This is a genomic window from Azonexus sp. (genome assembly GCF_030824335.1).
In the GTDB taxonomy this organism is placed as follows: Bacteria; Pseudomonadota; Gammaproteobacteria; order Burkholderiales; family Rhodocyclaceae; genus Azonexus.
Map to the genome: position 1 here is coordinate 99953 of NZ_JAVBXX010000003.1, position 21638 is coordinate 121590.

Consider the following 21638-nt stretch of genomic DNA (forward strand, 5'->3'; position numbering starts at 1 on the left):
CCCTGAATTCACATGGTATTGCCTGGCGTAGTATGAGAAAATATTGCACTGCACAATAATTAGCCTGAATAGGAACCTACCATGTTGGAACAGCACTATCTGACTGCGCTTTTCGAACCCAAATCGGTTGCCGTCATCGGCGCTTCCGAGCGCGAAAACTCGGTCGGCAATGTCATCTTCAGGAACATTCTGGGTTCAGGCTACAAAGGTCGGCTCTACGCGATCAATCCCAAGCACGAGACCATTCTCGGCCAGCAGGCCTACAAGTCGATCGAGGAAATCGGTGCGCGTGTCGAGATGGCTGTCATCGCCACCCGGCCGCAGACCGTACCGCAACTGATCGAACAGTGTGGCCGCAGCGGCGTGCGCAACGTCATCGTGATTGCTTCCGGTTTCTCCGAAGCCGGTCACATCGGTGCTGCGCTTGAACGCAAGGTGATGGAAATCGCCCGTTCCTACAACGTGCGCATCCTTGGCCCCAACTGTCTCGGCATCATTCGTCCGGAACTCGGCCTGAACGCCACGTTCACCAAGATCACGGCCAATCCGGGCAATCTGGCGCTGGTTTCGCAATCCGGTGCGATGTGCTCGGCGGTGCTGGACTGGGCAAAATCGAATCAGGTCGGCTTCTCTTCGGTCATTTCGCTGGGCATGACCGCCGACGTGGACTTCGGCGAAATTCTCGACTATCTGATCTACGACAGCCGCACCCATTACATCCTGATGTACGTCGAAGGCATCCGCAACGCCCGCCGCTTCATGAGCGCCCTGCGTTCGGCAGCCCGCATCAAGCCGATCATCCTGCTCAAGGCTGGCCGTCATGAAGCCGGTTCGCAAGCCGCCACCGTGCATTCCGGCATGGCGGCCATTTCGGATACCGTATTCGATGCCGCCATCCGCCGGGCTGGCGTGGTTCGCGTCAAGAATGTCGGCCAACTGTTCTACGCCGCCAAGGCACTGGCCTCCAAATTCCGTCCCCAGGGCGACCGTCTGGCCATCATCACCAACGGCGGTGGTCCGGGCGCCATGGCAGCCGACCGTGCGGGCGACCTGGGCATCCCGCTGGCCGAACTGTCGGCCGAAACCATGGGCAATCTGAACAAGGTGCTGCCTGCCACCTGGTCGCACAGCAACCCGATCGACATCGCCGGCGATGCCACACCGGAACGTTACCGCGACGCCCTGCTCGCCGTCACGCAGGATCCGAACGTCGACAGTACGCTGGTCATGCTGTCGCCGCAGGCCATGACCGACCCGATGGGCGTGGCGCAGGCCATCATCTCGATTTCCGACAAGCTCAACCGCCGCATCATCTGCTGCTGGATGGGTGAAGAACAGGTGGCCGAAGCGCGCAAGCTGCTGGAAGACTCCGGGATTCCTGCCTTCCGCATGCCGGAAACCGCCATCGAACTGTTCCATCACATTTCCAAGTATTACCGTAACCAGAAGCTGCTGCTGCAAACGCCGGAACCGACGCGCCAGCATGGCCGCCCGGAAACCGAAGGCGCCAAGATGCTGATCGAGGCGCTATTGGCCGAACGGCGCAAGGTGCTGTCCGAAATGGAATCGAAAGCCATCCTGCGCGCCTTCAAAGTGCCGGTTGCCCAGACCATGGTCGCCCGCACCGCCACCGAAGCGCTGCTGCTGGCCGAACAGATCGGTTTCCCGATTGCCATGAAAGTCGATTCGCCGGAACTGCCGCACAAGACCGATGCCGGCGGCGTCCGTCTGAACATCCAGAATGCGCCAGCGGTACGCAATGCGTATCACGACATCATCGATACGGTGCAAAAGCGCCACCCGGACGCCAAAATCAATGGCGTCTCGATTGAGCCTTTCCTGTCCCGCCCACATGGCCGAGAAATCATGATCGGCGTGATCCGCGACCCAATCTTCGGGCCGGTCATCACCTTCGGCGCCGGCGGTTTCGACAACGAGATCTTCAGCGACCGTTCGGTCGCCCTGCCGCCGCTGAACAAGTTCCTGGCCAAGGACCTGATCGAATCGACCCGCACCTCGAAGATTCTCGATCAATTCCACAATATGCCGCCGGTCGACCGCGAAGCGCTGAAGGAAGTGCTGCTGTGCATCTCCGAAATGGTCTGCGAACTTCCGTGGATCATTGAACTGGAAATCAACCCGCTGATCGTGGACGAGCACGGCGCCATCGCGGCCGATGCGCGTATCGTCATCGACCACGCTGCCAACAGTTCCGGCGACCGTTACGCTCACATGGCCATTTACCCCTACCCGGTACACCTGATCCAGGAATGGCAGATGAACAACGGGCAGACGGTCACCATCCGTCCGATCCGCCCGGAAGATGCCGACATGGAGCAGGAATTCGTCAAGGCCATGTCCGACGAATCGCGTTACTACCGCTTCATGGACACCTTGCGCGAACTGACACAGACCATGCTGGTGCGCTTCACCCAGATCGACTACGACCGCGAAATGGCGCTGGTCGGGACAATCACCGATGATGAAACCGGCAAGGAAAGCCAGATTGGTGTCGCCCGCTACGTGCTTAATCCGGATGGCGAATCGGTCGAGTTCGCCTTGGCCGTCGGTGACGACTGGCAGAAATGCGGTGTTGGCCGCAAGTTGATGACGGCACTGGTCGATTGCGCCCGCACCAAGGGTTATCGCGCCGTGGTCGGTGACGTGCTATCGACCAACAGCAAGATGTTCCGCCTGATGACCAGCCTGGGCTTCACCATCCATCCGCACCCGGACGACACGGCGGTCAAGCGTGTGGTCAAGCCGCTGACCGGCTGATCGCACTCGCCACGATGAAAAAAAGCGCCTCCCCGGCGCTTTTTTTTCACTGCTGTTTCTGCCGAATCACTCGGAGACGCTTTGCGGCTTGAGCGCGGCCTTGATCGCCTCTTCGCCCAGATCCGGACAGACTTTCTCGATGAAAGCATGCACATAGCTGCGCAGATAGGTTCCCTTGCGCGCAGCCAGACGCGTCGTGTTGGCCGGGAACAGTTCGGGTACCGGAATCATCACCAGGTTGCGGTCCTGTTCCGGGTCGTAGGCAACCGAGGCGACGATGCCGACACCGAGTTCCAGCGCCACGTAGGTCTTGATCACATCCGCGTCGATCGCCGACAACACGATGTCGGGTACGATCCCGGCTTCGGCAAAGGCGCGGTCAACGTGCGCCCGGCCGGTAAACCCCTCGTGATACGTAATGATTGGGTAATCGGCCAGGATATCCAGCGTGACTTTTTCGACGCTCAACAAGGGATGCCCGATCGGCACGATGATCGCGTGATGCCATGAGTAGAACGGAAAGGATGCCAGCTCTGCCGACTTGTCCAGCGCCTCGGTGGCAATACCCACGTCGGCCTGACCGGTCACCACGAGTTCGGCGATTTCACGAGGGCTGCCCTGCAGCAAGGTGAGATGGACCTTGGGGTAATCGGCCTTGAACCATTTGATGATTTTCGGCAGCGCATAGCGCGCCTGGGTATGTGTCGTCGCGACCACGAAATGGCCGGTTTCCCGACTGGCAAACTGGTCGGCGATGCGCCGCAGGTTGTGCGTATCGAGCAAGATGCGCTGCACCACATCGACCAGTTCCTTGCCCGGCTCGGTCAAGCCAAGCAGGCGCTTGCCCCGGCGGATGAAGATTTCAATGCCAAGTTCATCCTCCAGATCCTTGATGTGCTTGCTGACGCCGGGTTGCGAGGTATAGAGCGCATTGGCCACTTCAGTCAGGTTGAAATCCTGACGCACCGTCTCGCGAATGATGCGTAGTTGCTGGAAATTCATGCCGACGCTCCTTCGCGTTCAAAGACCTTCAGGCGGGATGGCACCAGCCGTACATCCTGACCATCCTGCAAACCCAGCTCAAGAACACGTTCGCGCGTGATCTCGACCTCGAAGTGCTGGCCGCTCGAGCCATTGATGCCATCGAGCTCGACCCGCGCCGTGACGCCGAAAGCCAGCACCCGGTTGATGCGTGCGGCAATTCCTGCGGTCGACGCGGGATTTGTGTCAATTTCCAGTTCGTGCGGCCGGGCAAAGGCGACGACTTCGGCACCATGGGCGAAATCATTGGCTTCGTGCGGCAACGTATCGTCACCGACGCGCACCGACTCGCCGTCGACCCGACCGTGGAAGAAATTGACCGAACCGAGGAAGCCATAGACAAAGGGCGTCGCCGGGTGGCGATAGACTTCTTCCGGCGTGCCGATCTGCTCGACCTTGCCGTGGTCCATCAGCACCACGCGGTCGGCGACTTCGAGCGCTTCTTCCTGGTCATGCGTGACGAAGATCGACGTGATGTGCAGTTCGTCGTGCAGCTTGCGCAACCAGCGACGCAGTTCCTTGCGCACCTTGGCATCGAGCGCGCCGAACGGCTCGTCGAGCAGCAGCACGCGCGGCTCAACCGCCAGCGCCCGGGCCAGCGCGATGCGCTGACGCTGGCCGCCGGACAACTGCGACGGGAAGCGGTCGGCCAGCCAGTCGAGTTGCACGAGATTGAGCAGTTCATGCACCTTTTCCTTGATTTTCGCTTCCGACGGGCGCCCGCCGCGCGGTTTCATGCGCATGCCGAAAGCCACGTTGTCGAATACCGTCATGTGCTTGAACAGCGCGTAATGCTGGAACACGAAGCCGACCTGGCGCTCGCGGACGTGGGTGCTGGACGCATCCTCGCCATCGAGCAGGACCTGGCCCGAGTCGGCCTGTTCCAGCCCGGCGATGATGCGCAGCAGCGTCGTCTTGCCGCAACCGGAGGGGCCGAGCAGCGCAACCAGTTCGCCGGTCGGGAAATCGAGGGTGATGTCGTTCAGCGCGGTGAAGCTGCCGAATTCCTTGTGAATGTTCTTGACTTGAATGCTCATGATGCTTGCTCAGTTTCGCGATAGGAGCGGGCCGCCTGATGCTCGACCCAGTTCTTGATGACCAGCGTGACCAGTGCCAGCAAGGCCAGCAGCGAGGCCACGGCAAAGGCCGCCGAGAACATGTATTCGTTGTAGAGGATTTCGACGTGCAGCGGCAGCGTGTTGGTCTGCCCACGGATGTGGCCGGAGACGACGCTGACCGCGCCGAACTCGCCCATCGCCCGGGCATTGGTCAAAATTACGCCGTACATCAGGCCCCACTTGATGTTGGGCAGTGTGACGTGCCAGAACACCTGCCAGCCCTTGGCACCAAGCACCACCGCCGCTTCTTCCTCATCCCTGCCCTGCGCCTGCATCAGCGGAATGAGTTCGCGGGCAACGAAGGGAAAGGTGACAAAAACGGTGGCCAGCACGATCCCCGGCACGGCAAAGATGATCTTGATGTCGTTCTCCGACAGCCAACTACCGAACCAGCCCTGCGCGCCGAACACCAGCACGAAGACCAGCCCGGCAATCACCGGAGAAACCGAGAATGGCAGATCGATCAAGGTGATCAGCAATTGCTTGCCGCGAAACTCGAACTTGGCAATACACCAGGCTGCCGCCACCCCGAACACCAGGTTGAGCGGCACCGAGATGACTGCCGCCAGCAAGGTCAGCTTGATTGCCGACCAGGCATCCGGATCAATCAGCGCCGTCACATAGGTTTCCCAGCCTTTGCGGAAAGCCTCGACGAACACTGCAACCAGTGGCAGCAACAGGAAAATGGCGAAGAAGCCCAGCGCCAGCACCAGGATGGTCCATTTGACCAGCGGCGTTTCCCGCGTTGCCGCCTTGTTTTCGAAACGGGCGGCATGATCACCGCCAATATGCATGCTTGTTGCACCAGCCATTACCGATCCCTCCCGGTACGTTTTGCGGTCCACGCCTGCAGCCCATTGATAATCAGCAGCAGGATGAAGGAAAAGATGAGCATGACCGAGGCAATCGCCGTCGCGCCGCGATAGTCGTACTGCTCCAGACGGGTAATGATCATCAGCGGCGTGATCTCGGAAACATACGGCAGATTGCCGGCGATGAAGATCACCGAACCGTATTCGCCGACGGCCCGGGCAAAGGCCAGTGCAAACCCGGTGAGCAATGCCGGCAGCAGGATCGGCAGGATGACGTGGCGAAAAGTCTGCCAGCGTTGCGCACCGAGGCTGGCCGCGGCTTCTTCCAGTTCGGTATCGAGATCTTCAAGAATCGGCTGCACGGTACGGACAACAAAGGGCAAGCCAATGAAGACCAGCGCCACCAGCACCCCCACCGGCGTAAATGCCACCTTGATGCCGAACGGTTCCAGATACTGGCCGATCCAGCCATTCTTGGCGTACAGCGCAGTCAGTGCGATACCGGCGACGGCCGTCGGCAAGGCGAATGGCAGATCAACCAGCGCATCGACCAGCTTCTTGCCCGGAAACGAGTAACGAACCAGCGCCCAGGCCAGCAACAGGCCGAACACTGCGTTGATCGCCGCCGCCAGCAAGGAGGCCCCGAAGGAGAGCTTGTAGGTCGCCACCACTTGCGGTGCGGTCACGACCTCGATGAAGCGTTCCCAGTCCAGTTCGAAAGTCTTCAGGAAGACCGCCGACAACGGGATCAGGATGAGCAGCGACATGTAGCCCAGGGTATAGCCGAGCGTCAGCTTGAAGCCCGGCAATACACGGAAGGATTTTGCGGTCGACATCACTTTTTCAGGATAATTTGGTCATACAAACCGCCATCGGCGAAATGCACCTTCTGCACGGCAGCCCAACCACCAAGCTTCTGCTCGACCGTGAAGGTGCGGATACTTGGGTACTTGGCGGCATGCTTCTTCAGCACGCTGGCGTCACGCGGCCGGAAATCGTGCTTGGCAATGTTTTCCTGGCCGGCGGGCGAGAACAGGAAGTTCAGGTAAGCCTTGGCGACCTTCTCCGTCCCGCGCTTGGCAGCAATCTTCTGAATCACGGCCACCGGGGCAGCGGCTTCGATCGACAGCGACGGATAAACGATATCGAACTGATTCCCCCCCAGTTCGTTGGCAATCAGGATGGCTTCGTTCTCGAAGGTGACCAGCACATCGCCGACATCGCGCTGGGTGAAGGTCGTCGTTGCCCCGCGACCGCCGCCATCAAGTACCGGCACATTGGCGAACAGCTTGCTGACAAAATCCTTGGCCCCCGCATCCGAACCGGTTTTTTCCAGGGCATAGCCCCAGGCGGCGAGATAGGTGTAACGACCGTTACCCGAGGTCTTCGGATTCGGCACGATCACCTGGTAACCCGGTTTGGCCAGATCGTCCCAATCCTTGATCTTCTTCGGATTGCCTTTGCGTACCAGGAAGACCGAGGTCGTCGTGTAGGGCGTCGCATCATGCGGGAAGTGCTTGCGCCAGTCGGCGGCCACCAAGCCACCGCGCTCGACCAGGATGTCGATGTCCGGCGACTGGTTCATCGTGATCACATCGGCCTCGAGACCGCCGATCACTGCGCCAGCCTGCTTGGAAGAACCACCGTGCGACTGGTTGACCGCAATATCGGCCCCACCCTGTTTCTTCCAGGCCGCGCTGAATGCGGGGTTGATGTCTTTGTACAGCTCACGCGATACGTCGTAAGAAACATTGAGGATCGTCGTCTGCGCCAACGCGGCACCGGCCGTCAGAAAGGCTAGTGCGGCAACCGAACGGCGCAGGGAATTTTTCAGGCGGTGAGTCATCATGGGCTCCGGGTAACTAAGTAACGAGACCAAGTCTAAAGTGCACCGATTAGCGCGCTAACGAATAAAAACCGATTTTCTTATACGAAAAATAGATAAAGCCGATGACGAGGGTTTCTCGCCACCGGCTTTCACGGGTTGAATCGAATCGGCTATTTACTTCTTGCCATAGACCTGGTCGAACGTCCCAGCATCGGAGAAGTGCTTCTTCTGCGCGGCCTGCCAGCCACCCAGTTCGTCAATCTTGATCAGATTGAGCTTCGGGAAACGCGCCACATCCTTCTTGTCAGCCAGTTCCGGCTTGATCGGCCGGTAGTAGTTCTTGGCCGCAATCTTCTGCCCTTCAGCCGAGTACAAATACTCCAGGTAAGCCGTTGCCAGCTTGGTCGTGCCACGTTTCTCGGTCACGCCATTGACCACGGTGACCGGCGGTTCGGCCAGGATGGACACCGACGGAACGATGATTTCAAACTTGTCCGGCCCCAGTTCATTGATCGACAGGAAGGCTTCGTTTTCCCAAGCCAGCAGCACATCGCCGATACCGCGCTGGACGAAGGTATTGGTCGAGCCGCGCGCCCCCGAGTCAAGTACCGGGACATGGCTCAGCAGGTTCTTGACGAATTCCTGCGCCTTGGCTTCGCTACCGTACTTCTTCAGCGCATACCCCCAGGCGGCCAGGTAATTCCAGCGCGCCCCGCCGGAGGTCTTCGGATTCGGCGTGATGACTTCCACACCCGGCTTGATCAGGTCGTCCCAGTCCTTGATGCCCTTTGGATTGCCCTTCTTGACCAGGAAGACGATGGTCGAGGTGTAGGGCGAACTATTGTGCGGCAAACGCTTTTGCCAATCCTTCGGCAACAGCTTGTTATTGGAGATTTGCGCGATCTCGTCGATATCGTAGGCCAGCGCCAGCGTCACGACGTCCGCTTCCAGACCGTCGATCACGGCGCGCCCCTGCTTGCCGGAACCGCCATGCGACTGCTTGATGGATAACTCTTCACCGGTCTTGGCTTTCCAGTGCTTGGCAAACACTGAATTGAACTCGGCGTACAACTCGCGCGTCGGGTCGTACGAGACATTCAGCAGGGTGGTTTGGGCTTGGGCCAGGCCGGCACCGGCAACCCCGGCGAACAGCGCACTCGCCAGCAGGACCCGGCGAATTACAGAGTGCTTCATGATCGTTTCCTCGCTTCAAATTAGAGTGAGCGAACTCTAGGGGTGCGCGCCGGGCAACAAAAATAATAAAACCCGATTTGCTTATACGAGCAGGCCGAAAATGCTTATCCCCTCCCCGACCATTTCTGTTTAATAGATCAATATTGCGATAACGCTGGGCAATCGACGATTTGTCTGATATACTTTTGCAATCGGTAGTCATTGAAATAATCAGCGAAAACTATTTCGCATTTTCAATAACGATAACGGACGCGGGGTGGAGCAGTTGGCAGCTCGTCGGGCTCATAACCCGAAGGTCGCAGGTTCAAGTCCTGCCCCCGCAACCAACCGAGCAGCACAATCGGAATCAGGGATCAGCCCAGCAATTGCTTGGGCTTTTTTGCTTTGGAACATCGTTCCGGCAAACCTGTCCATAGCAATACGCATCGGGCCATCTGTACTGGTCTGGCTTGCCTTCACGGACGACCTGATAAAGGGTCACTGGAATAAAGGGTTCGATATGCACCATGAAAAAGTTCTTCAACACCTGAAGAAACACGGCCAATTACTCGATTCCGAAATTGCCCAAGCCGTCGGCATCAAACTGGCCGATGTTCGCACCTCGATCGCCACACTGGCCGAACTGGGCGAAATTGCCCAATGCTCGGTCACGCGGTTTGAAAAGGGAAAACCGATCGAACAGATCCAGTGTCGCGTGCGCGGTTTCTCGCCACCGGCAGCTCCCGGCAGAAAATCCGCCGCCAAGTAATCTGCAGGCAAATCGCCGGACGGGTGCTTTCACAGCACTACTGACCGGCGATTTTTCCTGCTGCAGCATCGGCCAGCAAGTTGCCGCGACAGTAATGGTGTGCCTTGACCCAGCGAAACGAGGCCAGACGCACCACGTCTTCCAGGACTTGCATGCTCAGTCCGGGAAATATCGTGACGAGCGCTGCATCCTGCTCAATCCCGACGCTTTTCGCCCGACTCAAGCGGACAATTGCGTCCTGGTTGTCGGAAAACAAGGCGATGGGCCGACCAGGAAAAAGCATCCGAGCCTGCAGCAAGCCATATAAAACTCCCTGCAATTCCAGTTCATTGCTGCCGATCATTGGCACCTGTTCGGTCAGGACGACAGGCTCGCCTGCGTGATCCGGAAACAGGACCGCAGCAATGGCCGCCTGGCGCCGTTTACTGGCATCGGTAAAAACCAGCAACTGCCCGTGATACTCCCCGGCAATCTTGTCCGGTAAAGGCCCGGTCGATGCACGCAGCGGCGCTGCCTTGATCTGGCGTTTTCTGCGCAATGCAATTCCTCAAAAATACAAACGGCAGCGAATCTGCGGCCCCGCAATATAAGCCATCTCACATGACCTTCAAAAACAGTTCATTCCAGTTTCAAATGCTCGACGTGTCGCTGCTCGACCCCGACCTCAAGGCCGCACGGCAAAATCTGAACGAGGATGCGATCAAGGGCCTGATCAATTCGATCCAGAAGCTGGGCATGATCCATCCGCTGGTCGTGCGGCCTGGCAATTCGCCCGGTCGTTACATCGTCATCGTTGGCGAACGACGTCGCCAGGCGGCCATCCAGGCTGGCGAAAGCATCGTGCCGGTGATTGTCCGGGATTGTTCGCCGGATGCCACACTGGAAGTCCAGGTTTTCGAAAACATGGGCCTCGGCGTCCGTTCAGCCCTGGAAGCACGCGACATGGCCAATGCCATTCAGCACATTGCAACGCAATTTGCCTCGCCAGAAGAAGCAGCCCAGCACTTTGGCCGCCCTTCGACCTGGCTCAATCAGGCCACGGCAGCAGCCAATCTGTCGGAAAAAGTCAGCGCCTTGCTCGATTCGGGAAAAATCGCCAGCACCGGCGCCGCCGTTCAACTCGAAAAACTGGTCAAGATCAACGAAGCCAAAGCGGAATCCCTGATCGACCAGATCGAGCAATTACCCGAGGGTGAAAAAATATCGAAAAAGCGGGTCGACCACGCCATTTCAGAAGAAACCGGTCGCGGCAAGAAGAAGGAAGAAACGGTTGTCGCTGCTGCACCGCAGGAAGCAGCAGCAGAGCACAAACCGGCATCCGGAGCCGAAACAGCCCCCATGCAGCAGGAAGCCCCTCTTCCAGGCAGTACTATCCAGAACACCGCACCGCCAGCCCCCCCTCGCCAGAAGGTCAATCCAGGCAAGGTCAGACAGGTCGCTGAAATACTGGGCCTGGCCGATGATGATGACGAAGAAGAAATTCTTGTCCGCCTGATCGACGAATTCCTCGCGATGAAGCGCAACTGACGCTGTCTGATTTTCCCGAGCGATTTCAGGTCAGCACGTACGCCGTAATTTCCGGTGGCTGGCTGCGCGGGGTTTCGCCGACCAGTTCGCAGACGGAAACCTCGATTGCATGGCACATCGAGGCCAGTGCCAGATCGTTGGGTTCGGTGCCGAAAGGCTCTTCGATCTGCTCGCCAATCACATCGAGCGCGAGAAAGGTATAGGCGACAAACGTTGCGATCAGCGGGGTCAGCCAGCCAATCGAAGTACTCAGGCCAATCGGCAGGAGAAGGCAATAGGCCATCACGGTACGATTCATCAGCACGCGGTAGGTGTAAGGGATCGGCGTGTTGGCAATGCGCTCGCAGGCACCGGACGCTTCCGTCAGGAGATTGAGGTTGCGATCCATCGACTGCAATTGCAGGTCGCTGAGCAGACCGTTCTTCTGGGCGCTTGCCAGATCCTGCGCCAGCACCAGAAGAATTGCCGCAGTGGCGTAGCGCCGCCCCGTCACCTGGGCCATCTGCGCCGGCAGCAGCCGGCAAGCCAGATCGTCGTGGGCATCGGTGTTGCGCAACTGGTGCTTGAGTGCATAAACGAAAGCCGACAAGGTACAGGCAAGGCGCTTCTGCAACGCGGTGTCAGTCGTGAAACTGGCCACTTCCCGGGTCAACGAGCGGGCGGCAATCAATAACGCCCCCCATTGCTTGCGGGCCTCCCAGAAGCGCTCGTAGCTGACCGAGTTGCGAAAGCCGAGAAAGATGGCCAGCGCGATACCCATCAGCGTAAATGGCGGAATCGATAGCGAAGACGCTGCGTATTCCGCCATCCACCAGTTTCGGCACAGGACGCTGATCACGGCAACCGTGACCACCAGCAACAAACGGCTGGCAATATATGGCAGGACAGACCCGCGCCAAACAAACAACAAACGAAACCAATGGAGATGCGGACGAACAATCATGCAAGAAATTTCAAGGTATGCCCCGGCATATTGCCGATGGTGCGTGAATGAAACGGCTTAAAATACCGGCCCGGAAAAAACTTCCTTGAAATAGGCCTCTGGATCAGTCTCCGGCAGACACAAACCGGCCAGCCATTGCGCGCTCACAGCGCTGGCGGCAAGCGGCCCACTTTCCTCGCCGTCAAACACGTAGTCGTAGCTGACGCATGCACCAGGATTTGCGACAGACAAGCCGAAGATACGGGCAAAAAAGTTACTGAGGGACATGGCTGACTCCTTGAATACCGTGTCGAAATCGACAACTGGACTATAGAGCCGATGGTGCACTGCAGCAAACAATGTTTTCTCACCGGATACATTAGATAAACTTATCTGTAGATTTACCGTATTGCCGAAGGCGAGCACCGACCGACTCGGCTTCGCACGCTTTATCAACTCAGGACTTGTGCCAGTAATTCCTGCTTCCTGGCCAGATCGCTGTGGCTATCGGCAAAGCGCTCGGCAATGGCACAAAAACTCTCCTGAATCGTGATGAAGGCATCGAACATGTCGGCATCGAAATGTGTGCCACGGCCCTCGCGCATGATTTTCACCGCTGCTTCATGTGTCATGCCCTCTTTGTAAACACGGCGGCTGATCAACGCATCGTAGACATCGGCCACCGCCATCAGACGGGCCGGAATGGGAATATCGTCACCGGCTAGCCCTGCCGGATAACCGCTACCGTCCCATTTCTCCTGATGCGACAGCGCGATGGTCTTGGCGAATGCAAGAAAATCGCAGTCGATGCCCAGCGCCTTTTCAGCGTGGGCAATGGCATCGTGCCCCAGCGTGGTGTGCGTTTTCATGATTTCGAACTCTTGCGGCTCCAGGCGCCCCGGTTTCAAAAGAATCCGGTCGGGAATGCCAACCTTGCCGATATCGTGCAAGGGTGCCGATTTGAACAACATATTGATGTTGGCTTCGCTGAGAAACCAGGCAAAGCGCGGATGATCGCGCAAGCTTTCGGCCAGCGCCTTGACGTAGAACTGCGTGCGGCGCAGGTGGTTGCCGGTTTCGGTGTCGCGCGTTTCAGCCATCGAGGCCATGGCAAGAATGGTGACATCCTGGATCGCCACCACCTCCTTCGTGCGCTTGCTGACCTCAAGTTCGAGAAATTCGTTCTTGTCACGCAGAAAATCGGCCATGCGCTTCAGCGAAAGATGATTCTTGACGCGTGCCATGACAATCGGCGGACTAATCGGTTTGATGATGTAGTCGACCGCGCCAAGCTCCAGGCCGTGCTGCTCGTCCGCCATTTCGGCCTTGGCGGTCAGAAAAATGACCGGGATGTCCATCGTCAGGACATCGTGCTTGAGCCTTTCGCACACCTCATAGCCATCCATGCCGGGCATCATGATGTCGAGCAGGATCAGATCAGGCGGCACTTCCGAAGCCGCAATCTTTAGCGCTTTCTCACCACAATTGGCCACTTTCACCTTGTACTCATCCTTGAGCAGGTTGCTCATCAGGGTGAGGTTATCCGGCGTGTCGTCCACCACCAGCACGGTGGCCTTCTTGATCAATTCCAGCCCATCCATCACATTTCCTTTCCGGCCGGGTTGGCACAGGCCGATCTCAGCGCGACCAGTGCGGCCTCGAAATTGAAGGTGCGAATGCCTTCGCTGATCGCGTAAAACTGCGCGGGAAAGGCCGTATCAAGCAAGGCCTCGTTCGCCTCCAGGAGGTCTGCGGCTTCTGCATCGTCGTCCACCAACAAGGCCTCCAACTGGGTACAGACCAACTTGAGTTTTTCCTGATCCAGCACTACCGCCACCTTGGCCGGCGCCTTCGGTAGTTGCGCCTCCAATTGGGCAATCAGCGTATGTAGAGGCACTTTCAATGCTTCGATCCGAACATCGACAGCCTGAGGTGACTGCTTTTCCTTGATCGCCGCCTCCAGCTTTTCCGCTATCTGCTGCAGACCGGTAGCACCGATATGAGCAGCAAGCCCCTTCAACGTGTGGGCAAGACGCTCTGCCGTCAGCCAGTCGTTTGCCTCAAGCGCCTGCTTGATATCTACCGTCGCCAATTTCTGCCCGGCGACAAACTTCTTCAACATCGACAAGTAGAGCCGCCGCTTGCCAAGCACGCGGCGCAACCCGGCTGCCGTATCCAGCCCGTCGATGCCGGAAGGTATTTCCTCCTCTGTGGCTGGTGCTGGCGACACCACCTCCGCCACGGCGAACCCGTGCCAAGGCTTGACCCATTTGAGCAGCGTAGCCCACAAATCTTCGGGTTCAATCGGCTTGGGAATATGATCGTTCATGCCTGCCGCCAGACAAAGATCGCGGTCGACCTGCATGGCGTTGGCGGTCATCGCGATAATCGGCAGATCCTTGAAACGGGCCTCCTTGCGGATTTCCCGGGTCGAGGTCACACCATCCATGACGGGCATTTGCATATCCATCAGCACCACGTCGTAATCGACCGCGTAGACCATCTCCAGCGCGACCTGGCCGTTCTCGGCCAGATCGACGACAAACCCACCCTCCTGGAGCAATTCTGTCGCCACTTCCTGATTCATATCGTTGTCTTCGACCAGCAAAACCCGGCTGCCCTTGATACTGGCAAGTTGTTCAAAGCTGTCGCTCGGCACCTCGCCTGCAGTGCGTGCACCATCTGCGATCACCCCGCCCAGCACACGTGCGACGGAATCGAACAATAGCGAGGCATTGACCGGTTTGATCAGCACCATCTCGATCCCGGCCGCCTCCGAATCCTTGATAACTTCCTCTCGACCGAAGGCCGTCACCATCATCAGGTGCGGCATGTGCTCCAGCGGCAGATCCCTAAGCCGCCTGGCCGTCTCGCTCCCATCCATTGCCGGCATTTGCCAGTCAAGGAACACAATATCGTAGGGGGTGCCTTGGGCTTCGGCACGATTCACTGCCGCAATCGCCATTTTCCCTGACTCAGCCTGGTCGACCGTAAAACTCATGCCTTGCAGCATGTCGTCCAGCACCAGCCGCGCATTGTCGTTATCGTCCACGACCAGTACACGCTTGCCCTGAAGATTGGTCGATAGCGCCGGTTTCTTTTGCAGCCCGACACACTTGCCGAGACGGGCCGTAAACCAGAAAGTACTGCCTTGGCCAAGTTCGCTCTCGACACCGACCTCGCCATGCATCAGTTCGACCAGTTTCCTGGAAATGGCCAGCCCCAGGCCAGTGCCGCCAAACTCGCGGGTAGTCGAGGTATCCGCCTGAGAAAAGCGCTGGAACAAGTGCGCCATCTGCGCTTCGCTCAAGCCAATACCGGTATCCCGAACGGCGCAATAAATCAGCACATCGTGCTCGGTTTCTTCCTTGAGGCGGATAACGATGTCGACCTCGCCCCGCTCGGTGAACTTGACCGCATTGTTGCCATAGTTGATCAGAATCTGCCCCAGGCGCAGCGGATCGCCGATCAGGTGCGTTGGCACGCCCTTGTCCACGTCGAAAACCAACTCCAGCCCCTTCAGCGCAGTTTTTTCGGCGATCAGGTTGGCCACATTGTCGAGCACCTTTTCCAGCTCGAATCCGATATGTTCGACGTTCAGCTTGCCCGCCTCGATTTTCGAAAAATCGAGGATATCGTTGATGATGTTGAGTAAATGCCGGCCGGAAGCCTGAATCTTCTTGATGTAATCACGCTGACGCTGCGTCAGATCGGTTTTCAGGGCGAGATGCGACATGCCGATGATGGCATTCATCGGGGTACGGATTTCGTGGCTCATGTTGGACAGGAAGTCGGATTTGGCGAGATTGGCCCGATCCGCTACCTCCCGGGCACTTTCCAGCTCGACGTTCTTTTCCTGCAAAACACCAAGAAAACGCTCATTTTCCTGATTGATCAGGTTCTTCAGGCGTTGCTGCGTTCCCCGATAAACCTGATAGCCAAAAGCAAGCGCCAGCAATAATGCGAAAACGCTGGCAAAGACAATCACCGAGAAGAGAAAACGCATTTTTGCTTTGAAATCCGCCTCATGCGCATCCAGCGCCGCCTCCTCGATCAGATCGAAGCTGTGTAACCCGTCACGAATCGAATCCATCGTGCGCTTGCCCTGACCGCTGCTGAACATCGCCTGCATCGCAGCCAACTTGTGGGCGCCACGCAATTCGACGATTTTCGCCATCTCTGCCATCTTGTTCTCGACCAAGGGGGCAATGACATCCAGATGATGACGCGCCGAATCAATCAAGGTCAGTTCGCGCAAAACCTGCAGATGACTATGGATGTCGTCGCGCACCGCCAAGTAAGGTTCGAGAAAAACCGGGTTACCAGTAAGCGCGTAACCCCGCTGACTGCTCTCGGCATCCATCAATCTGCCCAGCAACTCACCCGCACTGATCATGACCAGGCGGGTATGGCGCCGCGCAGCAGCGGATGCCTCGATCTGCTCAAACGCCCAGAACGACACAGCCATCCCCAGGCTCACCAGGAGAATTGCACCGCTTAACGCGGCAATGATTTTATGGATGGCTTTCATCGGTGCATGCCCTCTCGGACGAATGCGGAAGCGACCATGCAGCCCGCTTGCCGGGGTTGGAAATAGCGATAGTCCGATCTTAGGAGAGGGAATTTCTTCGGTCTGTCTACTAGCACACATAGCCACGAAAACCGGCGGCACCCAGAACGCTGGGTACGCTATCGCACAGTGCGTGACCAGCAATCCCAATAGGCTGTGCTATGGAAATGACAGAGATGCAACGCGGTTTCTGCTCAAGCTTTCCATGCCTCTCCTCAATTCAAAGGAATCAACATGACCCATACACAAAGCGTGCTGCAGCGCATCCTGCTCATCACGGCAACGGCTTTTTCATTCGCCGCATTCAGTCCGGCAGCCATTGCTGCCTCGGCTGAAGACCTCAATGCAGATGCCGCGCAGGCTCTGCAAAGTCTCTACAAGAGCAATCCGGCGGCCGAACAGTTGTCAAAGAAAGCCAAGGCCATTCTGGTCTTCCCGAAAATCCTCAAGGCCGGCCTGGTTTTTGGCGGCAGTTATGGTGAGGGCGTCCTGAACCGCAATGCAAAGCATGTCGGCTACTACAACTCGGTTTCCGCATCTTGGGGCTGGCAGGCTGGTGCCGAATCTTACGGCTACGTCGTTTTCCTGATGAGCAACAAAGCCATCAAGTATCTCGATGATTCAAAAGGCTGGGAATTCGGTGTCGGTCCGAGCATCGTGGTGGTCAACGAAGGAATCGCCAAAAATCTGACTTCATCGACCATGAAGGAAGATGCCTACGCGTTCATCTTCGATCAGCAAGGCTTGATGGCCAGCCTGAGCATTGAAGGCACCAAGATCTCCCGCATCAAGCGTTAAGCACGAATCAAGCAGAACGTATCCGGCACGCCAGGGAAGCTGCAAAGGCTTCCCGGGCGTGCCGGATTTTTTGTCCAATCAAGCAATCAAAGCACACGCCGCCCACTGATCAAACGCAACAGAATGACAATGATCGCGATGACCAGCAGCACATGGATGAATCCGCCCAGTTGAAAAGAAGTGACCACACCAAGTAGCCACAGAATGAGTAAAACAACGGCAAGGGTATAAAGCATGGTGCATCCTTCAGAAAAGATAGTGACACTGCCAAGGCCAAAAAAGCGTGCCCATCAAACAGATGGAACACGCTTTAACCCGCAGAAGAAGGCCGCTCAACGCTGACGAATGGCCCCGTCCTCATTGGACAGAATGATTTCGACACGACGGTTCAACTGGCGATCTTCAGCCGTTTCATTGCTCGCCACCGGATACGACTCGCCAAAACCGCGAATGGCAATACGGTCGCGGCTGATCCCCATGTCCTGCAAACTGCGCCGCACGGAAATCGCACGCCGTTCAGACAGTTTCTGGTTATGCGCAGCCGATCCGGTACTGTCGGTAAAGCCTTCGATCAGGACAGTACGTTGCGTGTGTTGCTGCAGCAGATCGGCCAGTTTCTGCAAGGTAACCAGGCCGTTCTGATTCAGCTTGGCACGGTCGGTCTGAAATAGCACATCGCTCAGTGTGATGACCATGCCGCGCTCGGTCATTTTTGCCGACAGTGCGGCCAACTGGGCTTCCAGCTGAGCCGCCCGGGCCTGAGCTTCCCGCGTCTGACGCTCGGCGAAAGCCGCATTGCCCTGAGCCTGACGCTTTTCTGCCGTGGCCTTGTCTGCTTCCATCGTGCGCTGATCGAGACGAACCTGATCGCGCTCCTTGGCCGAACTGGCCACTTCCGCCTCAGCGGTTTTACGCTTGATGACTTCCTCGGTCAGTGCAATTTTCTGCTTCGCCAGGTAAGCCAGCTTATCGATATCCTCGGTGCTTTCATTCTCTTCGGCAGCCAGATTGGCCTTTGCCATGGCCTCGCTGGCCTGCTTCATTTCGAGTGCAGCATAATTTCCAACCTGTGGATTATTCTGCACAACCCGATAATCGCTACGTGTCTGATCAAGCAGACCGGTCGTTTTGGGCATGGAACTGCATGCCCCGAGCAGCGTCGCTATCACCAGCAAGACTGGCGTAAATTGTTTGGTTTTCATCATTGAATCCTTAGTGTTGACTTGGCTGCATGCTCAAGGTGCCCTTCCTTGCCAGGACTGAATCAATTCCGGACTGGACCATGAGCGACGGGCACGATTGCCCCCGCTGGCTCGGCTAATACGAAGGGTAGTCAAACTGCCCGGCATGTTCTGTCTGCTGACGAACATAAACCGGCAAGCCATCGCCTTGCCTCGTGAAGCGCCGGAAAAACACCGTCTGCGCCGATTTTCCCGCTCTGTTCGATGGCAGACAGAAGCCATCGCTGATCGAACGCACTATCAGTCATCGGAAGATGTCCATCGCGGCTTTCCAGCCCCGACTTTTCCTTTGATCTGACTGATACCCGGGAGACATGATGAGCAATGCAATTGCAGCAACACGTGAAATGCTTGAAGAGGGCAAAAATGCCATCGTCAAAGACCTGAAAGACGTTGCCAGAGAAGCCGATGCGCTGCTCAATCAGGTAAGCAATGCAAGCAGCGAGGAATTTGCTGCGGCACGCTCCCGGATCGAAGCCAATCTGCATGAAATGCGCATGGCACTGTCGACCGGCAGCAGGTGTGCAGCCAAAAATGCCCAGGACTACGTGACCCATAACCCCTGGAAAACAGCCGGTGCGGTCGCCATGCTCGGTATTATCATTGGCATACTGAGCACTCGACACCACTGAACCAGGCGGCTGCCCGAGGGCTGAATTTGAATGGAAAACCCCATGCAGCCGGAAAAAACACGACTGGGCCAACTTTTAATCGAGACATTGAATAGCTGGTTTGCCCACCGCGCTGGCAGCAAAGGGGCCGCGCTGGCCTTTTACACCCTGTTCTCCCTCCCTCCCATCACGATGCTGGCGATCAGTATTGCCAGCATCGCTTTTGGCACGGAATCGGCACTCGCCGAAATTGCCAGCCAACTGCGTGCGCTGATTGGCAATGATGGGGCACAAACCATCGTTGCCATCCTGGAAACCAACCGTACCCCTACCCTGGACTTGATCCCGACGATCCTGGCCGGCACCTTGCTGCTGTTCAGTACGACCAGCCTGTTTGCTGAACTGAAAGACAGCCTGGACGATCTATGGGGAAGAAAAAATCTGCCGGAAGCGGCATTCATCGAGTTTCTGAATACGCGATTGCTGTCTTTTGTCCTGGTGCTTTTTCTCGGCACGCTGGCCTTGATATCGATCATCGCCAGCGCAGCAGTGGCCGTTGCCACGACTTATGCCGGCGAGATCTGGAGCGATTCAGCCATTCTTGTGGCGACAAGCAGCACCGCGCTGATTTCCTTTGCCATCACCACCGCGCTGTTTGCCGTGGTGTACAAAATTCTGCCGGATGCCCCGCTCTCCTGGCGTGATGCCTGGACCGGCGGTTTCTTTACTGCAGCATTGTTCAGCGTCGGCAAATTCCTGATCAACCTGTATCTGACAGAGAGCGCAATGGCCTTGAGTTTTGGCGCCGCCGGCTCGCTGGTGGCCCTGCTCCTGTGGGTTTACTACTCGGCCCAGATTTTTCTGCTCGGTGCCATTTTCACCAAACAGTACGCGATGTATTTCGGCAGCCTGCGCCCCGCCGCTGCTCGTTCGCAGGATCTACCGTAGTACTTCTTGCCCAATGAAAAAGGGCCGCCAAAAAGCGACCCTGATTCGTTCCACTTGGTCATGCCGAAGCACCGACCAGGCCTTCAAGCAACTTTACTGCTGGCGTGCCCGATTCATTTCTTCGCGCAAGACGCGGATGTCTTCCTGCAAGGCATCTGCCGCCAGAGTGGCTTTGGCTGAATTGGCCTTGCCCTGGGCCAGCTTTGCATCGGCCTGGGCTTGTGCTGCCAGCTCTTCCGCCAAGACATAGTCCTTCGCCAGCATCGCCTTGTTGGCACGAGCCATCTTTTCACGCGCAGCCGTCATTTCCACCGGGGCATATTCCATGCCGCCAGCACTTGCGGCGTTTTCCACCGCTGCCTTGGAAACCGCCACATCCGCCGTGGCCGGGGTTTTCAGGCTGGAACAGCCGGCCAGCAACAGAATGGCCGTAGCGCACAGCAGGCCGACATATTGTTTTGAGTTTTTGTTCATTTTGTTTCTCCGTAAAGCGAAGCGGGATTGAATGCAAAACTGCACTTGCGAGCATCAGTTATAGGCAGATTGCCGGAATAATTCGGTACGCTGAGACACATACCGGGTTGAATCGCCCCCGCTGTCGAGTCGGTCAAAATTCTGCGGTCAACACGCGCCAGACAAGAAAAAGCATGTTCGCTGACGAACAGAAACCGCCCGCCCGCCAGCGTAGGATGAGCAACTTAATCAGTCACCCAACAAGGAAAAACCATGCAACACCTGACGAACAAGAAATGGATCGCCCTGGCGATCATGCTAGCCATTGCCAGCACAGCCTGCGACAAGCCTGGCCCTGCCGAAGTCGCAGGAAAGAAAATTGACCAGAGCATGGAAAAGGCCGAATCAAAGATTGATGAGACGGCCGACAAAATGAAGAAAAGTCTGGACGAAAAAATGAGCAAGTAAGTGCTGCTTGCCTGATGAAAAAACCCCCGGCACGCCGGGGGTTTTGCTTGGTGCGTCGATTATTTCTTGCCGACTTCGTGACCAATCACGCCGCCAACTACGGCACCACCAATGGTGCCGGCCGTACCGCCGCCGGTCAGGATCGCCCCGCCGAGTGCGCCGGCACCGGCGCCGATCGCGGTATTTTTGTCACGTGACGACATACCGGAACAGGCGGCCAAACCAAGAACCATAGCCGCAGCCATGATCCCCAGACTAAATCGTTTTGTCATTTTCATGGGATAACCTCTTTCTATCAGCACCGTCCCGGCGCCGCGCACCCGCGTGGACACGCTACCCGGAACCTGTTTGTTGAACTTCACCCTGGACGAACAAGGGGCAGAACTTCCCAAAATCCAGCAGTGATGAAAGCACGGTAACCGGATACCAATTCGCCATCTGTCTGCTGGCGAACAAAAACGGAAAATACGGAAAACTCTCGAAAAACGGGGTCGACCGCAATAATCAAAAAGCATAAGTGCGATATCGCACATAGTGCAGCGCAAGAATCGGCCATAATCAAAAAAACCCCATTCAGGCGC

Annotated in this window: 22 protein-coding genes and 1 tRNA gene; 8 read left to right on the forward strand and 15 right to left on the reverse strand. The window is 57.2% G+C overall.

The window, feature by feature from the left end; genetic code table 11:
• The first annotated feature begins 81 nt into the window (after positions 1–81).
• Positions 82–2778 (forward strand): bifunctional acetate--CoA ligase family protein/GNAT family N-acetyltransferase, encoded by a 2697-nt coding sequence (locus RCI20_RS00350; protein WP_306602458.1) that lies wholly within the window; start codon positions 82–84, stop codon positions 2776–2778.
• A 66-nt stretch (positions 2779–2844) separates the two neighbouring features.
• Here the strand turns inward: RCI20_RS00350 and RCI20_RS00355 are convergent, their stop codons facing one another.
• The 6 genes from RCI20_RS00355 to RCI20_RS00380 form a co-directional block, all read right to left on the reverse strand.
• Positions 2845–3780: a CysB family HTH-type transcriptional regulator gene (locus RCI20_RS00355; RefSeq protein ID WP_306602459.1), complete on the reverse strand. Its 936-nt coding sequence runs from the start codon at positions 3778–3780 to the stop codon at positions 2845–2847.
• Positions 3777–4856, reverse strand: coding sequence for a sulfate/molybdate ABC transporter ATP-binding protein (locus RCI20_RS00360; protein ID WP_306602460.1), 1080 nt, complete (start codon positions 4854–4856; stop codon positions 3777–3779). Before RCI20_RS00360 ends, RCI20_RS00355 begins: the two co-directional genes overlap by 4 nt.
• Complete coding sequence (cysW, locus tag RCI20_RS00365) at positions 4853–5749, reverse strand: sulfate ABC transporter permease subunit CysW (protein WP_306602461.1); 897 nt, start codon at positions 5747–5749, stop codon at positions 4853–4855. The genes RCI20_RS00360 and cysW overlap by 4 nt, the downstream gene beginning before the upstream one ends.
• Complete coding sequence (gene cysT, locus RCI20_RS00370; RefSeq protein WP_306602462.1) at positions 5749–6585, reverse strand: sulfate ABC transporter permease subunit CysT; 837 nt, start codon at positions 6583–6585, stop codon at positions 5749–5751. Before cysT ends, cysW begins: the two co-directional genes overlap by 1 nt.
• Positions 6585–7595 (reverse strand): sulfate ABC transporter substrate-binding protein, encoded by a 1011-nt coding sequence (locus RCI20_RS00375; protein ID WP_306602687.1) that lies wholly within the window; start codon positions 7593–7595, stop codon positions 6585–6587. The genes cysT and RCI20_RS00375 overlap by 1 nt, the downstream gene beginning before the upstream one ends.
• Before the next feature lie 156 nt (positions 7596–7751).
• Entirely contained in the window at positions 7752–8771 is a 1020-nt protein-coding gene (locus RCI20_RS00380) for a sulfate ABC transporter substrate-binding protein (protein ID WP_306602464.1), read from the reverse strand.
• Positions 8772–9021: 250 nt separating this feature from the next.
• Between RCI20_RS00380 and RCI20_RS00385 the strand changes: the two genes are divergently transcribed.
• Positions 9022–9097: transfer RNA gene (locus RCI20_RS00385), tRNA-Met, on the forward strand.
• Positions 9098–9270: 173 nt separating this feature from the next.
• Positions 9271–9519 (forward strand): transcriptional regulator, encoded by a 249-nt coding sequence (locus tag RCI20_RS00390; protein WP_306602465.1) that lies wholly within the window; start codon positions 9271–9273, stop codon positions 9517–9519.
• A gap of 37 nt (positions 9520–9556) precedes the next feature.
• Here the strand turns inward: RCI20_RS00390 and RCI20_RS00395 are convergent, their stop codons facing one another.
• Positions 9557–10057 carry a hypothetical protein gene (locus RCI20_RS00395; protein WP_306602466.1) on the reverse strand — a complete coding sequence of 167 codons (501 nt, stop codon included), beginning with the start codon at positions 10055–10057 and terminating at the stop codon, positions 9557–9559.
• A 62-nt stretch (positions 10058–10119) separates the two neighbouring features.
• Here RCI20_RS00395 and RCI20_RS00400 point away from each other — a divergent pair, with 62 nt between their 5' ends.
• Positions 10120–11046: a ParB/RepB/Spo0J family partition protein gene (locus tag RCI20_RS00400; protein ID WP_306602467.1), complete on the forward strand. Its 927-nt coding sequence runs from the start codon at positions 10120–10122 to the stop codon at positions 11044–11046.
• Between the two features lie 25 nt (positions 11047–11071).
• Here RCI20_RS00400 and RCI20_RS00405 read toward each other — a convergent pair whose 3' ends face one another.
• From RCI20_RS00405 to RCI20_RS00420, 4 genes are read right to left on the reverse strand one after another with little or no spacing between them, the layout of a single operon-like run.
• A complete protein-coding gene (locus tag RCI20_RS00405; RefSeq protein ID WP_306602468.1) occupies positions 11072–11989 on the reverse strand; it encodes a bestrophin family protein in 918 nt (305 codons plus the stop codon).
• A 57-nt stretch (positions 11990–12046) separates the two neighbouring features.
• Positions 12047–12394: a hypothetical protein gene (locus RCI20_RS00410; RefSeq protein WP_306602469.1), complete on the reverse strand. Its 348-nt coding sequence runs from the start codon at positions 12392–12394 to the stop codon at positions 12047–12049.
• Positions 12395–12420: 26 nt separating this feature from the next.
• Positions 12421–13569: a two-component system response regulator gene (locus RCI20_RS00415; protein WP_306602470.1), complete on the reverse strand. Its 1149-nt coding sequence runs from the start codon at positions 13567–13569 to the stop codon at positions 12421–12423.
• Positions 13569–16499 (reverse strand): response regulator, encoded by a 2931-nt coding sequence (locus tag RCI20_RS00420; RefSeq protein WP_306602471.1) that lies wholly within the window; start codon positions 16497–16499, stop codon positions 13569–13571. The genes RCI20_RS00415 and RCI20_RS00420 overlap by 1 nt, the downstream gene beginning before the upstream one ends.
• A gap of 273 nt (positions 16500–16772) precedes the next feature.
• Between RCI20_RS00420 and RCI20_RS00425 the strand changes: the two genes are divergently transcribed.
• The gene (locus RCI20_RS00425) at positions 16773–17336 is read left to right on the forward strand and encodes a lipid-binding SYLF domain-containing protein (protein WP_306602472.1); all 564 of its coding nucleotides are present in this window, start codon (positions 16773–16775) and stop codon (positions 17334–17336) included.
• Between the two features lie 86 nt (positions 17337–17422).
• Here the strand turns inward: RCI20_RS00425 and RCI20_RS00430 are convergent, their stop codons facing one another.
• Both RCI20_RS00430 and RCI20_RS00435 read right to left on the reverse strand, forming a co-directional pair.
• Complete coding sequence (locus RCI20_RS00430) at positions 17423–17572, reverse strand: lmo0937 family membrane protein (protein ID WP_306602473.1); 150 nt, start codon at positions 17570–17572, stop codon at positions 17423–17425.
• A 96-nt stretch (positions 17573–17668) separates the two neighbouring features.
• Complete coding sequence (locus tag RCI20_RS00435; RefSeq protein ID WP_306602474.1) at positions 17669–18541, reverse strand: OmpA family protein; 873 nt, start codon at positions 18539–18541, stop codon at positions 17669–17671.
• 350 nt (positions 18542–18891) lie between these two features.
• Here RCI20_RS00435 and RCI20_RS00440 point away from each other — a divergent pair, with 350 nt between their 5' ends.
• Both RCI20_RS00440 and RCI20_RS00445 read left to right on the forward strand, forming a co-directional pair.
• Positions 18892–19209 carry a YqjD family protein gene (locus tag RCI20_RS00440; RefSeq protein ID WP_306602476.1) on the forward strand — a complete coding sequence of 106 codons (318 nt, stop codon included), beginning with the start codon at positions 18892–18894 and terminating at the stop codon, positions 19207–19209.
• A gap of 42 nt (positions 19210–19251) precedes the next feature.
• On the forward strand, positions 19252–20136 hold the full coding sequence (locus RCI20_RS00445) for a YihY/virulence factor BrkB family protein (protein ID WP_306602477.1): 885 nt from the start codon (positions 19252–19254) through the stop codon (positions 20134–20136).
• Between the two features lie 93 nt (positions 20137–20229).
• Here the strand turns inward: RCI20_RS00445 and RCI20_RS00450 are convergent, their stop codons facing one another.
• Positions 20230–20610: a DUF4398 domain-containing protein gene (locus RCI20_RS00450; protein WP_306602478.1), complete on the reverse strand. Its 381-nt coding sequence runs from the start codon at positions 20608–20610 to the stop codon at positions 20230–20232.
• Positions 20611–20862: 252 nt separating this feature from the next.
• On the opposite strand from RCI20_RS00450, the gene RCI20_RS00455 reads away from it, so the two are divergent.
• The gene (locus RCI20_RS00455) at positions 20863–21057 is read left to right on the forward strand and encodes a hypothetical protein (RefSeq protein WP_306602479.1); all 195 of its coding nucleotides are present in this window, start codon (positions 20863–20865) and stop codon (positions 21055–21057) included.
• Positions 21058–21116: 59 nt separating this feature from the next.
• On the opposite strand, the gene RCI20_RS00460 is transcribed toward RCI20_RS00455, so the two are convergent.
• Positions 21117–21335, reverse strand: coding sequence for a prenyltransferase (locus RCI20_RS00460; protein WP_306602480.1), 219 nt, complete (start codon positions 21333–21335; stop codon positions 21117–21119).
• Positions 21336–21638 lie beyond the last annotated feature (303 nt).